The sequence below is a fragment of the Xylophilus sp. Leaf220 genome, assembly GCF_001421705.1.
GTDB lineage: Bacteria > Pseudomonadota > Gammaproteobacteria > Burkholderiales > Burkholderiaceae_C > Xylophilus.
Genome location: NZ_LMKO01000024.1, coordinates 32,230 through 47,370 on the forward strand (window position 1 = coordinate 32,230; position 15,141 = coordinate 47,370).

Annotated in this window: 12 protein-coding genes; 7 read left to right on the top strand and 5 right to left on the bottom strand. The window is 69.0% G+C overall.

What is annotated here, in order from left to right; all coding sequences use genetic code 11:
• Positions 1–6: 6 nt before the first annotated feature.
• From ASE76_RS15760 to ASE76_RS15780, 5 genes are read right to left on the bottom strand one after another with little or no spacing between them, the layout of a single operon-like run.
• Positions 7–993, bottom strand: coding sequence for a GNAT family N-acetyltransferase (locus ASE76_RS15760; RefSeq protein WP_055841551.1), 987 nt, complete (start codon positions 991–993; stop codon positions 7–9).
• Complete coding sequence (locus tag ASE76_RS15765) at positions 993–1,919, bottom strand: hypothetical protein (protein WP_055841554.1); 927 nt, start codon at positions 1,917–1,919, stop codon at positions 993–995. Before ASE76_RS15765 ends, ASE76_RS15760 begins: the two co-directional genes overlap by 1 nt.
• A complete protein-coding gene (locus tag ASE76_RS15770) occupies positions 1,916–2,593 on the bottom strand; it encodes an acetyltransferase (RefSeq protein ID WP_055841557.1) in 678 nt (225 codons plus the stop codon). Before ASE76_RS15770 ends, ASE76_RS15765 begins: the two co-directional genes overlap by 4 nt.
• A 25-nt stretch (positions 2,594–2,618) precedes the next feature.
• Entirely contained in the window at positions 2,619–3,374 is a 756-nt protein-coding gene (locus ASE76_RS15775) for a class I SAM-dependent methyltransferase (RefSeq protein ID WP_055841560.1), read from the bottom strand.
• Between the two features lie 25 nt (positions 3,375–3,399).
• Entirely contained in the window at positions 3,400–7,794 is a 4,395-nt protein-coding gene (locus tag ASE76_RS15780) for a glycosyltransferase (RefSeq protein WP_168389266.1), read from the bottom strand.
• A 227-nt stretch (positions 7,795–8,021) separates the two neighbouring features.
• On the opposite strand from ASE76_RS15780, the gene motA reads away from it, so the two are divergent.
• The 7 genes from motA (at position 8,022) to flhA (ending at position 15,141) form a co-directional block, all read left to right on the top strand.
• On the top strand, positions 8,022–8,882 hold the full coding sequence (gene motA / locus ASE76_RS15785; RefSeq protein ID WP_055841566.1) for a flagellar motor stator protein MotA: 861 nt from the start codon (positions 8,022–8,024) through the stop codon (positions 8,880–8,882).
• 12 nt (positions 8,883–8,894) lie between these two features.
• Positions 8,895–9,956, top strand: a complete 1,062-nt coding sequence (gene motB, locus ASE76_RS15790) for a flagellar motor protein MotB (protein ID WP_082448645.1) — start codon at positions 8,895–8,897, stop codon at positions 9,954–9,956.
• A gap of 59 nt (positions 9,957–10,015) precedes the next feature.
• Complete coding sequence (cheY, locus tag ASE76_RS15795) at positions 10,016–10,408, top strand: chemotaxis response regulator CheY (protein ID WP_055841569.1); 393 nt, start codon at positions 10,016–10,018, stop codon at positions 10,406–10,408.
• Entirely contained in the window at positions 10,405–11,124 is a 720-nt protein-coding gene (locus ASE76_RS15800) for a protein phosphatase CheZ (protein WP_055841573.1), read from the top strand. Before cheY ends, ASE76_RS15800 begins: the two co-directional genes overlap by 4 nt.
• Complete coding sequence (locus tag ASE76_RS15805; protein ID WP_055841577.1) at positions 11,124–11,720, top strand: hypothetical protein; 597 nt, start codon at positions 11,124–11,126, stop codon at positions 11,718–11,720. Before ASE76_RS15800 ends, ASE76_RS15805 begins: the two co-directional genes overlap by 1 nt.
• Positions 11,721–11,845: 125 nt before the next feature.
• Complete coding sequence (locus ASE76_RS15810) at positions 11,846–13,063, top strand: flagellar biosynthesis protein FlhB (protein ID WP_055841579.1); 1,218 nt, start codon at positions 11,846–11,848, stop codon at positions 13,061–13,063.
• Complete coding sequence (flhA, locus tag ASE76_RS15815) at positions 13,060–15,141, top strand: flagellar biosynthesis protein FlhA (RefSeq protein ID WP_055841582.1); 2,082 nt, start codon at positions 13,060–13,062, stop codon at positions 15,139–15,141. Before ASE76_RS15810 ends, flhA begins: the two co-directional genes overlap by 4 nt.

Consider the following 15,141-nt stretch of genomic DNA (forward strand, 5'->3'; position numbering starts at 1 on the left):
TCCGTTTCATCCTGGTAGTTGCGGGGGTGGAAGGCGTCCATTGTCCGTGAGCGGCAGCTCGTAGAACTCGTGCACCACGCCGCCGCTGCCGAACTCGGATTTGAACTGGTGCAGCCCGGCGTTCAGCCGCCAGCCGGCGTCTTCGTTGCTGATGCCGAAGTCGAACCAGCGCAGGCCCTGTGCGGCGGCCAGGCCGATCGCGTGCTCGAACAGGCCGTCGAGCGCTCCCAAGGCTTCGCCGGCGGCGCTGGTCGCGATGTACTGCGCATGGACGGCGTGACAGGTCCGGAACAGCACCAGGCCGGCCACCGCCCGGCCCTCGTGCAATGCGGCATGCAAGGTGATGCGGTCGGGGAACCGGCCGGCGAGCAATTCGATCTCGGCGAGCGAATGCACCGGCCGGGCGCCGTGCTTGCGCTGCAGGTTCTCTTCGAGGATGGCCCACAGCGCCGGCGCCTGGCAGATCCCCTGCACATACTGCAGTCCCGCCGCCTCGGCCCGGCGAGCGCCCCTGCGGCGGCGCGATCCGGCGGGCGGCCGCGCCCCCAGGTCGATGCAGGCCGACAGGTCGCACCGGTAGCGCAGGGCCTGCAGCCGAAAGAGCGCGTACAGATCGTCCTGCGCCGGCACCCGGTGGTAGATATGGGGCAGCGCCTTGTAGCGCAGCCGCGCCAGGCCCTGACCGGCGTAGTGGCGGCACACCGCCTGCAGGGCCTGGAGCGCGCCCTCGCCGCGCAACGCGCCGGCGTGCACCAGCCCGCCGTAGCTGATGCCGGGGTGCGAGACGACGGTCGTCGGGTCCTGCGGGTCCAGCGCGGCCGGCAGCAGCGCGACGACGGCACCCTTCTCTTCCAGGATCAGCGAGCGGTCCTGGAACCGGTCGGCGTGGTATGACAGAAAGCGCCGGCTGTGCAGGAAGGTGGCCGACCAGGCGCCCTCGCAGAAGGCGTCCCACTGCGCCGTGTCGCCGGTGTCGAAGGGCCGGATCTGCATCAGGCCTCCGACAGGCGGGCGATGGCGAAGCCGTCGGCGCCGAAGTCCCGCCCGTTGTAGACCAGCCAGCGCGCGCCGTTCGATTCGAACTCAGCGCTGTAGCAAAGGGCTTCCTGCTCCCACGCCTGCGGGGAGCCGCAGAGTTGCAGCGCATCGTCCTGCCGCACCCAGGTGAGGCCGTCGGCGGAGTGCGCCCAGCCCAACTGGTAGTGCGCGGGGCTGCGGCGGCGCACCGAATAGTGCATCTGCAGGCCGCCGCCGGCGCGGGGCATGATCCACGGGCGGCCGAAGCCGTGCTCGACCGCCAGGTCGACCGCCATTGCCGGCTGTCCCTGCTCGGGCCAGTGGATCCCGTCGTCCGACTCCATGGTGCGGATGTCGTACACCGGCATCGGCTTGCCCTCGATCGTTTCCCAACGGCTGCCCGCGACGTACCACATCCGAAACCGGCCGTCCTCGTACAGCACGCACGGGCCGCAGCGGAAATGCAGCTCGGCCGAGGAGCGCTCCAGGATCGGCGTGGCCTGCACACGGACGAAACTGTCGCCGTCGTCCTCGCTCACCGCCAGCCCGGTGAGCAGGCGGTAGCGGATGTGGTGGCACAGCTCGAAGCCGACGTAATAGAGGAAGACGCGCCCGTCGGGCAGCCGCACCAGCGAGGTCTGGAACACGCCGTTGTCGTCGAAGGCGCCCGGCACGCCGATGTCGAGCACCGGCTCGGCGGAGATGCCGACCACCCGGTGGGGCCGGTCGGGATCGAGGTCGACGTAACCGACGCGGCCCACGTTGTGCGCGTCGCGGCACTGCAGGTACATGCGCAGCCCGCCGTCGCGCCGGCGAAACGGCGTCGGGCAGGTGGCGTGCGTGACGGCCCAGGCCTTGGTGCCGTCGGGCGCCCACACCAGGCCCATGCGGTCCCACTTCATGCGCGGACCTTGAAGAAGCGGCGTGCCGACACGGCCGAGGGCAGGCTCGACTCGGTCTTGAAGAGCTGGTCGTCCTCGGTGTCCTTCATGATCACGGTGTTGGGCCCCACCCAGTTGTCGCGGCCGATCCTGACGTTGTTGGAGACGGTGGCGTTCACGCCGAGGAAGCTGCTCTCCCCTACGGTGCAGAAGCCGGAAACCACGACATGCGAAGCGATGAAGCAGTGGCTCTCTACCGTGGAATGGTGGCCTATGTGGTTGCCGCTCCAGAGCACCACGTTGTCGCCGAGGGTCACGAAAGGCTGGAGCGTGTTGTCTTCGAAAACGAAGCAGTGCTCGCCCATGCGGACATTGCGCCAGACGAAGGCGCGCGAGCTGACATAGGACGCCAGCCGGTAGCCCTGCGCCTTGGCGAGTGCCGCTAGCCGCGCCCGCAGGCGGTTGAGCTGGGTGTAGACGGTGGCCACGTAGACCTCGTGGTCGGCAGGCGGAAAGTGCTCGGCGATTTGCTCGAAGGCGACCACCGGGAGCCCGTGCAGTTCGCGGCGCTTCAGGTAGGCGCTCTCCACCGCGAAGCCGACCACCTCGTAGTCCGAATCGGCATCGAAATACTCCAGCGCTATCTCGGCGAAGGCCGAATCGCCGACGATCACCAGCTTGCGTTGTTTCTGCATGCGAGTCTCCCGCGTTATGGTTGCATCAAGGGCGGCGGATCAGCAGGTCCTCGCGCCGATTGGCCATCGGCAGGTCCGGCGCCTGCGGCAGCACCCACGCGTGGAAGCCCTGCGCGCGGGCGCGCATCAGCACCGACAGCACTACGCTGTCGTCCATATGGCCCGGCTCGAGCCGGTTGAACCCGACCACCGGCTTCTCGTCGCGGCCGGTGTAGCGACGGTGGCTTTCTTCGCCGGCCGCGCTGGCGAAGAAGCGCTTGCGCATAGCGATGTTGGGGATGTCGCCCAGCAGCATCTCGCCACCCTCGGTCAGGAGCGCCATGGCCGCATCCAGGAACTGCCACAGGTTGCCCTCGGCGAACACGTACTGCACCACGCTGTAGACGACGATCGCATCCACGCTGCCCGGCGACGGTGCGCCCGGCGTCAGGAGCGCCTCGGGGAAGCGCCCCGGCAGCTTGGAGATTCCGGGGCCGTCGGGCAGCAGCGCGAGCATTTCGGGGCTGTCCACCAGGACCAGGCTTTGCGCATGGTCCTGGCAGCGCCGGGCCAGCATCCGCGGCAGGTCGCTGCAGCCCGGGCCGATCTCCAGCACCGTGCCGCCCTGGCGACCCAGGCTCGGCATCTTCGCGACCACGTCCCGGAAGATCGCCGCCTCGCGGCCTTCACGGTACTCGTCGGGAAAGCCCACCTTCTCGTGGCGACTCAGGGACGGGTCGCCCGCCAGGCGGCGGAAACCCTCGAAGTCGAGGTCGTCGAAACGATGGGGTGCGTTGCTCATGGGCCCTTGCAAGACAGTCTGGGGATCAACGGACGAGCCAGGCCTGGCGCCAGGCCTCCAGGCCTTCGCCTTCCAGCATCCAGTCTGCCATCACCGCCTGGCGCAGGCGGTCGCCCTGGAGGGCCGCCGCATCGAGATCCTGCACATGGGCGCGGATCGCGTCCACCCAATCGCGAAAGCGGTTCTTGACCCGGGTGACAGGCAGGTTGCCCTGGTAGCAGCGGACGTCGCTGCACACCACCGGAATGCCGCAGGCGCCGTACTCCAGCAGGCGCAGGTTGCTCTTGCACTCGTTGAAAAGATTGTGCTCGACCGGAGCGATGGCCAGGTCCAGGTTCAGGGCCGCCAGCGCCGCCGGGTAGTGCTCGATCGGCACGCCAGCCCGCACCTCGTGCACGAAGGGCCGGATCTTCTCCGGACACATGCCGAAGAAGACCCAGTCGACCTCCTTGGCCAGGGCTGCGACCACGTCGGCCACCAGCTCCAGGTCTCCGGTGTGGCCCATGCCGCCCGCCCAGCCGACGCGGGGCCTGCGCCCCTGCCGGCGCAACGCCTGCAGGCCGGACCACCACGGCACCGGCAGCCGGTTCTGCACCACGTGGATGTCCGGATGCATGCCGTCGAAGGCTTCTGCCAGGGCCTCGGTCGAGACCACAAACCGGTCGGCCAGCGACACGCCGCGGCGCAGGGCGCGCACCACGTCGGCCGGCATGTCGCGCTTGTGGACGCTGCGCACCGGCAGGTTGGGCAGGTAGTCGTCCAGTTCGTAGATCTTGAATGCGCGGGAGAGGGCGCCGACACGGCGCATGTTCTCGATCTGGTCGTCGTCGATCTGGCGCTGGAACACCAGCACGTCGGGCGCGTAGCGCTCCAACTGCACCGGCGGCATGAAGCGTTGCGACAGCATGCCGTCGACCATGCCGGCATCGCGCAGGGCCTGGAACGGCTGGATCATGCGGTAGTGGCCGCAGCCATATGCGTCGGCCGGGTGCACCACCGCCCGCGGCAGCGGATGCCAGGCGAGCGGCTGCCAGTTGACCGAGAGATCGGCATCCACGCTGAAGCCGGCGCCCTCCAGCTCCAGGTTCGGGTTGTACGACGGGTCGCGCGCCAGCACCGGCAGCCAGGTGGCATGGAACGCCTCGGCCTCGGCCTCGCCCGGCGCACCGGACGCCGGCTCCGCCGCGGCCGTATCGTGGAGCGCGACGGCATGCGGAGTCCAGACCACCAGGTAGCCGGCGTTGCGTACCCGCAGGCACAGTTCCACGTCCTGGTGCAGGTCGTCCGTCCACGGCAGGGCGGCCGCGGCCACCTCCTGCAGCACCGACCGGCGCACCATCATGCAGGCACCCGAGACGGCGCTGTAGTTCTGGTCGACCTCCAGCCGGTGCATGTAGCCGAACGCATCGAGCGATTCGCCCACGAAGGGCGAACCGGCCGCGCCGCGCAGTCCGAGGACCAAGCCCGCATGCTCCACCGTGCCATCGGGCCGCAGCAGCTTGGCCCCCACCACCGCCACTTCGGGCCGCTGGGCGTGGTTGAGCATGCACTGCATCCAGTCGTCGCGCACGAAGGCGGTGGCGCCCTCGACCGTCACGACATAGTCGCCTTGCGCATCCGCCAGCGCCGCCGCCACGGCCGACGCGCGCGCCGATGCCTGCAGATGGCGGACCACCCGGATCTGCGGCGACTGCCAGGCCTCGATCTGTGACAGCCATGCCTTCACCTCGACATCGGGCGCGTTGCTGGCGACGATCAGCACCTCGTACTCGGCGTACCCGGTTTTCTCCAGCAGGGTCTCCATGCAGCGCTGCAACTGCGCCAGCGTCGCGCCGTGCACCGGCAGCAACACCGACACCAGAGGCCGGGCCACATGCCGGTAGTCGATGCGGTAGCGCCGGGGCTGCACCCGGTGCACCGCGGCGTCCGGGTAGCCCCGGCCATGCAGGTGTCGCAACAGCGCGGCTTCTTCCTGCGGGGCATCGGCGAGCACCGGCGCGTCGACCGTCAACAGCGGCTCGTGCACCGCGTCCAGCCCGGCCATGCCACCCCGGTCGATCAACCGCAGCACCAGGTCGAACTCCAGCGCCTCGGGCAGCGCAGGGTCGAAGCCGCCCGCCAGCAGGAACTCGGTGCCGCGCACCAGCCAGTGCCGGGCCATCGTCGCCGGAAAGCTCAGCATGTAGTCGAGGTTGACATCGGGCCGGAACGCGGCGCCCAGCCCACCTTCGGCCAGCCGCCGTATCTCGTCGGCCATGAGGGCGCGGCAATCCGGCGCGCCCACGATATGCAAGGCCGCCGCCAGCAGGCCGGACCGGGTGAACTGGTCGCCCGCGTCGCAGACCATCCACCAGGCGCACGCGCCCTGGGCGACCAGCAGGTTGACGGCGTGCACCAGGCCTTCGCCTTCGGCATGGACGAACTGCACCTTGCTATCGGGCGGCGTCGGCACCGCCGGCTGCGGGGTCAGCACGTAGACCCGGATGTTGTCGTAGAGGCAGGTACCGAACTGGAGGCTCGCCAGAGTGGCCAGAAGCCGCTCCTGGTCGGCGCCCCCATCCCGGACCAGAATGCCGATGACCGGCCCTCCGCCGTGTTCCGCCAGCCGCCGGTCGATCTGCTGCCCCTGGAACGTAAGCGGCACCCGCCGGTTCACCCAGGCATCGAGCTGGTGCAGCGGTGTCGCGCGGGCCCGCTGCCGGGCCTCGTCGGCCACGGTGTCTAGGTGCTCCAGCATGCTGAGCTGGGCGGTGCGCAGCGCGGGCTGGTCCAGATGGCCGTGGCGCCGGTAAAGCAGGCGATAGAGAGCCGGCAGGGCCCGCTGCTCGCGGTCCTGCATATGGTCGCCTCCCGCGCTCTCGACCCGCATGTGCACTTCGGCCGTGATGGCCGAGAGGCACTGCAGCGGGTAGTGGGCCGCCAGCCGCAGCAGGAAATCCCAATCCTCCAGGGCGGTGAGCGATTCGTCGAAATACCCGATGCGCTCCACCGCGCTGCGCGGATGGCTCCAGGTGTTGACCGGCAGGTAGTTGCGGACGAACAGGTTCTCCTTCGAGAACTCGGTGTGGACGAAGGGCGCGTGCCGGCCCACCTCGGTTCGCTGTCCGTCCTGCACCCGCTCCTGAACGTACACCACGTTGGTGTAGGCCACGGTATCGGGCCGGGCCGCGTGGGCATCGGCCAGCGTCTGCAGATGCTCGGGCAGGTAGATGTCGTCGTCGTCCAGGTAGCAAAGATAACGACCGCGGGCGATCCGGATACCGGCGTTGCGCGCGGCCGGCAGGCCGCTGTTGCGGCCCAGCCGCAGATAGGCGAGCGGAAAGCGCCATGCCAGCGCCTCGGCTTCGACAGGGGCGCCGTGGTCGTTGACCAGCACCACTTCGAAATCCCGCAGGGTCTGGTTCTCCAGGCTGCGCAGGGCGTGCACCAGCAGCTCGGGCCGGTTGAAGGTGGTGACGACGACGGTGAAGAGCGGCTCTGCCACCGGCCGGCGCGCGGGCGCGAAAAGGCCGATGCGGATGCGGTCGGCCTGGTCGCGGTACTTGTCCTGGGTGGCGGGCGGGTACGCCTTCAGACGGCGCTCGAAGAGGGCCCACACCGCGTCGGCATGTGCCACCAGACGCGGCCGCACCGCGTCGTCGGCCAGATTGGCTTCCAGGATCTCCGCATGCTCCGACAGGGGCTTCTCGGAGCCGTAGAACTTCTGCGAGATCTGGCCGCTGTGGATCCGGTAGCCCACCAGCGGCACCCGGACGAAGACCACGTCGGGCACGGCCCGGGCCACGCGGATGTAGAGCTCCCAGTCGCCCGCCAGCATGTCGGGGTGGTGGACCAGCCCGTCCGCACGCCGCACCGTGTCGAGCACGCTGCGGCGCAGCATCGCACATGAAGGGGTGATGTAGTTGTCGTGGCTCAGCAGCGCCACGACCTCGTCGCGCCCGCCCGCATACGACTGCGGCAGGTGGCCGGGGTGGTCCGCCAGCGACAGCACCGTGCCGTGCTCGTCGATCCAGTTGCACTGGCTGTAGCCGAGCGACGCCTCGGGATGCGCGTCAAGTTGCGACACGAGGGTCTGCAGGTAGCCGGGATAGAGCACGTCGTCCGACCCGAGCACCATGACGTAGCGGCCCGAACCGCGGCCGATGCTGTCGTTGAAATTGCCGATGGCCCCCAGGTTGCGGGGCTGCGCCACCACGCTGAGCCGGGCGTCGGCCTCGAAGGACCGGATGACCGCAAGGCTGTCGTCGGTGGAACAGTCGTCGCTCACGATCAGCTCGAACACGGCGCCTTCCTGCGCCAGAACCGATGCAATCGTGTCGCCTATGTATTGCCCGTTGTTGTAGGACGTCACAATGACCGTGACCTGCACCGGAGAAGGCGGGTCGCCGGCAATGTGCGGGGAGAATCCTGCAGAGTTCATGGGTTCCAGGTTTTCTTTTCGGTCGAACGACTTACGCGCGGAAGGCTGGTCGCACGATAAGGGACCCCAACGGTGACTAAGCGCCGAACACTCCTTCGATTCCATGGCTGTTCCGTCTGTACGATGTGGCGTCTGCATCTAACATTCAGCAACTCATTTTGCCGTTGCCAGCTTGACTGCGCACCCGCCTCCTGCGGGTGCTGGCAAGGCTGAAGCCATTTCCCACCATGCTCGTCATCATCGGTTACGTCGTCTGTCTCGCCTGCATCTTCGGCGTGTACGTCGCCCACGGCGGCAACATCGCGGTGATCCTGCATGCGCTGCCGTTCGAAATCATCACCATCCTGGGCGGCGCCCTGGGGGCCTTCGTGGTGAACAACCAGGGCAAGGTGCTGAAGGCGGTGCTGAAGACGCTGCCGCAGGCGTTCAAGGGCTCCAAGTACACCAAGGCGCGCTACATGGAGCTGATGGCGATGCTCTACGACATCCTGCAGAAGGCCCGCAAGGACGGCCTGATGGCGATCGAAAGCGATGTCGAGAATCCCGAGGAATCGGAGATCTTCAAGAAATACCCCGCGGTGGGTACCGACCACCATGTGATCGAGTTCACCACCGACTACCTGCGCATGATGGTGTCGGGCAACCTCAATTCGCACGAGATCGAGTCCCTGATGGACAGCGAGATCGAGACGCACCACCAGGAGGCGCACGCGCCGGTGGCGGCCCTGGCCCGGCTGGCCGGCGCGCTGCCGGCCTTCGGCATCGTGGCGGCCGTGCTCGGCGTGGTGAACACCATGGGCTCGGTGGGCCAGCCGCCGTCGGTGCTGGGCGGCATGATCGGCTCGGCGCTGGTCGGCACCTTCCTGGGCATTCTTCTTGCCTACGGCGTGGTGGAGCCGCTGGCGGGCCTGCTGGACCAGAAGGCCGAGGACGGCAGCAAGGAGCTGCAGTGCATCAAGACCACGCTGCTGGCCAGCATGCAGGGCTACAACCCCACCACCGCGATCGAATTCGGTCGCAAGGTGCTGTTCTCCGACGTCCGGCCGAGCTTCGCCGAGCTGGAAAGCCACGTGAAGGGCAAGAAGTAGGCGGGTTTCCCCATGGCAGACAAGAAACTCCAACCGATCATCGTCAAGCGGATCAAGAAGCAGGGCCACGCGGCCCACGGCGGCGCGTGGAAGATCGCCTATGCCGATTTCGTGACCGCGATGATGGCGTTCTTCCTGCTGATGTGGCTGCTCGGCTCCACCGCCAAGGGCGAGCTCCAGGGCATCGCCGCGTACTTCAATTCGCCGCTGCAGGTGGCGATGGCCGGCGGCAACGGCGCGGGCAACAGCTCCAGCATCATCCCGGGCGGCGGCAACGACCTCTCCAAGGTGCACGGCCAGGTGCGGCGGTCCGAATCGGATGCCGAGAAGAAGTCGCGCATCTCGCCCGAGGCGGCCAAGGCCGAGGTCGCCAAGCAGGACGCAAAGCGCATGCAGGCGCTGCAGGCCAAGATCGAATCCCTGATCACCGAGAGCCCCAAGCTCAAGGAGTACAAGTCGCAGATCCGGATGGAGATCACGCCGGACGGGCTGCAGATCCAGATCGTCGACGACCAGAACCGGCCGATGTTCGACAGCGGCAGCGCCTTGGTGAAGCCCTACATGCGCGACATCCTGCGCGAGGTGGGCACCGCGCTCAACAACGTCGAGAACCGGGTCAGCCTGGCCGGCCACACCGATGCCTCGCCCTACGGCAACGGCGACCGCGGCTACAGCAACTGGGAGCTCTCGGCCGACCGGGCCAACGCCTCCCGCCGCGAACTGGTGGCCGCCGGCATGCCCGACGCCAAGCTGGTGCGGGTGGTGGGCCTGGCCGCCAGCGACCTGATGGAGCCCGACAAGCCCAACGCGCCGATCAACCGGCGCATCAGCATCACCGTGATGACCCGCGAGGCGGAAAGCCGTCTGTTGGGGAACGGCCACAAAAGCGCACCCGCGGCCGCCGAGATCGCCGACGTGATCCAGGAAGCCGACCGCCTCGTTGCACCGGCGCCCGTGCAGGGCTTACCATCCGCCGCGCCCCCTGTTCCCGCGGTGGCCGACGCCCCGCGCCCGGCCGATGCAGCGGCAGCGCCGCGCACGCCCGCGCCCCTGCCGACCCCGCCCGCACGCTAGCATCGGCAAGACCCGCCGATTTACCAACAACACACTCCTCCCTACCGAAAGGGTTTTCCGTGGCCACTGCCCTGCGCTTTCTGATCGTCGACGATTTTTCGACCATGCGGCGAATCGTCCGCAATCTGCTCAAGGAGAGCGGCTTTGCCGACGCCGACGAGGCCGAGGACGGCGTTGCAGCGCTCAACAAGCTGCGCAACGGACGTTTCGACTTCGTGGTGACCGACATCAACATGCCCAACATGAACGGCTTCGAACTGCTCAAGCAGATCAAGGCCGACGACAAGTTGAAGCACCTGCCGGTGCTGATGGTGACGGCCGAGGCCCGCAAGGAAGACATCGTGGCCGCCGCCCAGGGTGGCGCGGCCGGCTACATCGTCAAGCCGTTCACCAAGGCAACGCTGGAGGAGAAGGTTCTCAACATCCTGAAGAAGACGGGGCTGGCGGTATGAGCCCCGACGATGTCGAGAACCCGGGCGCCGCACCGGCCGACGTACACACCAAGATCGGCCAGCTCACCCGGCAGCTGCACGATTCGCTCAATGCGCTGGGCTACGCCGAGAAGCTGCGCGACAGCGTGGGCGAGCTGCCCGACGCCAAGAGCCGGCTCTCCTATATCGCCCGGCTGACCGGCGAGGCCGCCGAGAAGGTGCTCAACCGGGTCGACCAGGCCAAGACCCAGCACGCCTACATCGCCGACGAGACCCGGCGCATGGTGACCGAGCTGGTCAAGGACCCGGTCGCGGCGGTGGCCACCGGCCAGATCATGAACTTCCTGACCGACATGGAGCGGGTCACCAAGGAAGCCGACGACCATCTGACCGAAATCATGATGGCGCAGGACTTCCACGACCTGACCGGCCAGGTGATCGCCCGGGTGGTGAGCCTGGCGGCCACCATCGAGGACCAGCTGGTGCAGCTGCTGATCCAGACCGCCCCGCCCGGCAGCGCGCCGCCGGCCGCAGCCGCTGCCGCCACGGCCGCGACCGCCGCTGCCGCCACCGCGGCCGCCGCCACCGCCACCGCGGTCGACGACGGCGAGCTGCCGCCGATGCCGCCGGTGCCCACGCCCAAGCTGCAGGGCCCGGTGGTCGACCCCGAAAACGCCTCCGACGTGGTCACCAACCAGTCGGAAGTCGACGACCTGCTGGCCAGCCTGGGCTTCTGATGCCCCTGCGCCGGCGCGTCCCGCTGCGCGGCCGGCTGGCCGGCGCGGTGCCGGGGCTGCTGGCGCTCCTGGGGCTCCTGGGCAGCGCCTCCGTGCAGGCGACCGAGCCGCTGCGCGACCTGCTGGAGATCGGCGGCGAGACCGTGCCGGTCGAGGCGCTGCCGCCGCCGGGCCGCCGCGCCACCGGCTGGCTGGACCTGCCGCCCTCCGACCTGCTGCGCGACATGGCGCGCGCCGAGCGCTGCTCCGCGCTCGGCGGGCCGCGCGGCGTCTACCGGGTGGATGGCGGACGCCTGTGGCTGATGCGGCTGCGCCGCTGCGGCGGCGACATTGCGCTGCACGAGGTCTTCGGCGGCAGCGGCGAGCCGGTGATGGCGACCTGGATCAGCGCAGAGCTGGTCGCCCAGCGCGGCCCGGTGCTGTGCAGCCGGTCCCAGGGCGGCGACCTGCGGCAGACGACGCTGCGCTGGCGGATCGAGGAGGGCGTGGTGCGCAGCGCCACCGAAGCCGACAACCGCGACAGCCCGGCCGTGCCCGGCATGCCGCCCGGCGCCCGCCGCGCCCTCCCCTGCCGGCCGACCGGCGGCGCCTCCTGACCCTGCGGCTCCGCGCGGGGGCGGCACCGGAGCCCGGGCCTGCCTGAACAAGGGCCGCGAAGCCCGGCTTATCGGCCTTTAGGAACGGCGCGGGATTCCGACAATGGGCGGCACCCCACACCGCCATGAGCTCCAGCCAAGACCGCCAACTACCCGCTACGGAGCACAAGCTCCAGCAAGCCCGCAAGGACGGGCAGGCCGCCCGCTCGCGCGACCTGTCGCATCTGGCGGTGCTGGGCGCCGGCGCCGTCGCGGTGCTAGTCCTGATGCCGATCGTGTTCGACCGCCTGAAGCTCGGCCTGGGCCGGCAGCTGGCCTTCAACGCGGTCACGCTGCAGGACCCGGGCACCATGCTCAACCGCATGCAGGACTTCGCGGTGCTGGGCCTGCTGGTCGCGATGGCCTTCGCCGTGTCGGTCGGCGGCGCCGCGCTGCTGAGCACCGTGGCCGCCGGCGGCTGGGTGACCAGCCTGAAGCCGCTGACGCCCGACGTCGGCCGGCTCAACCCCTTGAAGGGCATCGGCAACCTGTTCAGCAAGCAGCAGCTGGTCAACGTCGGCAAGCTGGTGTTCATGACCGCGGTGCTCGGCTGCGTCGGCTGGTTCTACCTGAAGGACAGCATCCAGAAGGTCGCCAGCCTGATGCTGCAGCCCTCCAACCTGGCGCTGCACGACCTGGGCCAGTGGCTGGTCTCGGGCGTGTCGCTGCTGCTGCTGGTGGTCTTCGCCGCGGCGATCATCGACGTGCCGCTGCAGGCCTTCTTCCACCGCTCGCGGCTGAAGATGAGCCACGAGGAAGTCAAGCAGGAGCACAAGAACAGCGAAGGCAGCGCCGAGGTCAAGAGCCGCATCCGCCAGCTGCAGCGCGAAGTGGCGCAGCGCAAGAGCATCGGCAACGTGCCGAAGGCCGACTTCGTGCTGATGAACCCGACCCACTACGCGGTGGCGCTCAAGTACGACGAGAAGACGATGGCCGCGCCCCAGGTGATCGCCAAGGGCGCCGACCTGCTGGCGATGCGGATCCGCGAAGTGGCCAAGAGCCACGACATCCCGGTGCTGCAGTCGCCGATGCTGGCCCGGGCCCTGTACGCCCATGCCGAGCTGGAGCAGGGCATTCCCTCCACCCTGTACGCCGCCGTGGCCCAGGTGCTGGCCTACGTCTACCGCCTGAAGGCCGCGCTGCGCGGCGAGGGCGCGATGCCGGCCGTCGAGCCGCGCCCCGAGCCGCTGGTGCCTCCCGAGCTCGATCCGCACCACAAGCCCGCCGCCGCCGCATCCGCCGGCGACGGCACCCCGGTCGCCCCGGTGGCGCCGCTCTCGTCGCCGGGAAGGATTGACCGATGAACGCCTCGCTCGGGAACGCCCGCAACTGGCTGGGCAAGAACGCCGCGATGATCCAGGGCATCGCGGCGCCGCTGTTCGTGGTGATGATCCTCGCCATGATGGTCCTGCCGATGCCGACCTGGCTGCTGGACGTGTTCTTCACCGTCAACATCGCCGTCGCGCTGATGGTGATGATGGTGGCGGCCTACATGGTCAAGCCGCTCGATTTCATCGCGTTCCCGTCGGTGCTGCTGCTGACCACGCTGATGCGGCTCTCGCTCAACGTCGCCTCCACCCGGGTGGTGCTGCTCGAAGGCCACACCGGCGCGGGCGCGGCCGGCGCGGTGATCGAGGCCTTCGGCCACTTCCTGATCGGCGGCAACTTCGCGGTCGGCCTGATCGTGTTCGCGATCCTGGTGGTGATCAACTTCGTGGTGGTGACCAAGGGCGCCGAGCGGATCGCCGAGGTGTCGGCCCGCTTCACCCTGGATGCGATGCCCGGCAAGCAGATGGCGGTCGACGCCGACCTGAACGCCGGCCTGATCGACGAGGCCACCGCCCGCAAGCGCCGCGCCGAAGTGGGCGAGGAAGCCAACTTCTTCGGCGCGATGGACGGCGCCAGCAAGTTCGTGCGCGGCGACGCGATCGCCGGCATCCTGATCCTGCTGATCAACATCGTCGGCGGCTTCGCCATCGGCATGATCCAGCACAGCCTGTCGGCCGGCCAGGCCGCCGACAGCTACATCCTGCTGGCCGTCGGCGACGCGCTGGTGGCGCAGATCCCCGGCCTGCTGATCTCGGTGGCCGCGGCGATGGTCATCTCCCGCGTCGGCAAGGAGCAGGACGTGGGCGGCCAGATCATCGGCCAGCTGTTCAACTCGCCGAAGGTGCTGGGGCTGACCGCCGGCATCCTGATCCTGCTGGGCCTGATCCCCGGCATGCCGCACCTGGTGTTCCTGGGCGTGGGCGGCGGCATGGCCTGGATGGCCTGGCGCCTGCACAAGCGGCCGCCCCCGCCCGACCCGGCCGCCGCAGCCGCCGCGGCGGCGCCCCCGCCCGACGGCGAAGCCAGCTGGGACGACCTGCAGCCGGTCGATCTGCTGGGTCTGGAACTGGGCTACCGCCTGATCACCCTGGTCGACAAGAACCGCCAGGGCGACCTGCTGACCCGCATCAAGGGCGTGCGCCGCAAGTTCGCGCAGGAGGTCGGCTTCCTGCCGCCGGCCGTCCACGTGCGCGACAACCTGGAGCTGAAGCCCAGCGGCTACCGCATCACCCTGCGCGGCGTGGTCATGGGCGACGGCGAAGCCTTCCCCGGCATGTTCCTGGCGATCAACCCCGGCGGCATCACCACCCCCCTGATCGGCACCGCCACCACCGACCCCGCCTTCGGCCTGCCCGCCCACTGGATCGACGAACGCCAGAAGGAAGCGGCACAAATGGCGGGTTTTACCGTCGTTGATTCAGAAACCGTGATGGCCACGCATCTCTCACACTTGATGCAAGTGCAGGCCGCGAAGTTGCTGAGCCGCACCGAGACCCAGCAGCTCGTCGAACACGTGGCGAAGCTGGCCCCCAAGCTGATCGAGGAAGTGGTTCCGAAAATGGTGTCCATCGCCGTGTTCCAGAAGGTTCTCCAGCTGCTGCTGGAAGAGTCGGTGCACATCCGCGACATCCGCACCATCGTCGAGACCCTCGCAGAACACGCCGGCAGCGTGCAGGACCCGGCAGAGCTGGCCCGCCGCGTGCGCGTCGCCCTGGCCCCGGCCATCGTCCAGCAGATCTACGGCCCGATCCGCGAGCTGGCGGTGATCGCCATCGAGCCGGGCCTGGAGCGCCTGCTGGTGCAGGCCCTCGGCAACGCCGCAGGCCCCGCGCTCGACCCGGGCGTGGCCGACGTGCTGACCCGTTCCGCCGCCGAAGTGGCCCTGAAGCAGGAAGAGCTGGGCCTGCCCGCCTGCCTGCTGGTGCCCGACGTCATCCGCTCTGCCATCGCCCGCCTGGTGCGGCGCGTGGCCCCCCGACTGCAGGTGCTCGCCCACAGCGAGATCCCTGAGACCCACACGATCCGCATCGGTCCCATCCTCCGAGGTGCATGA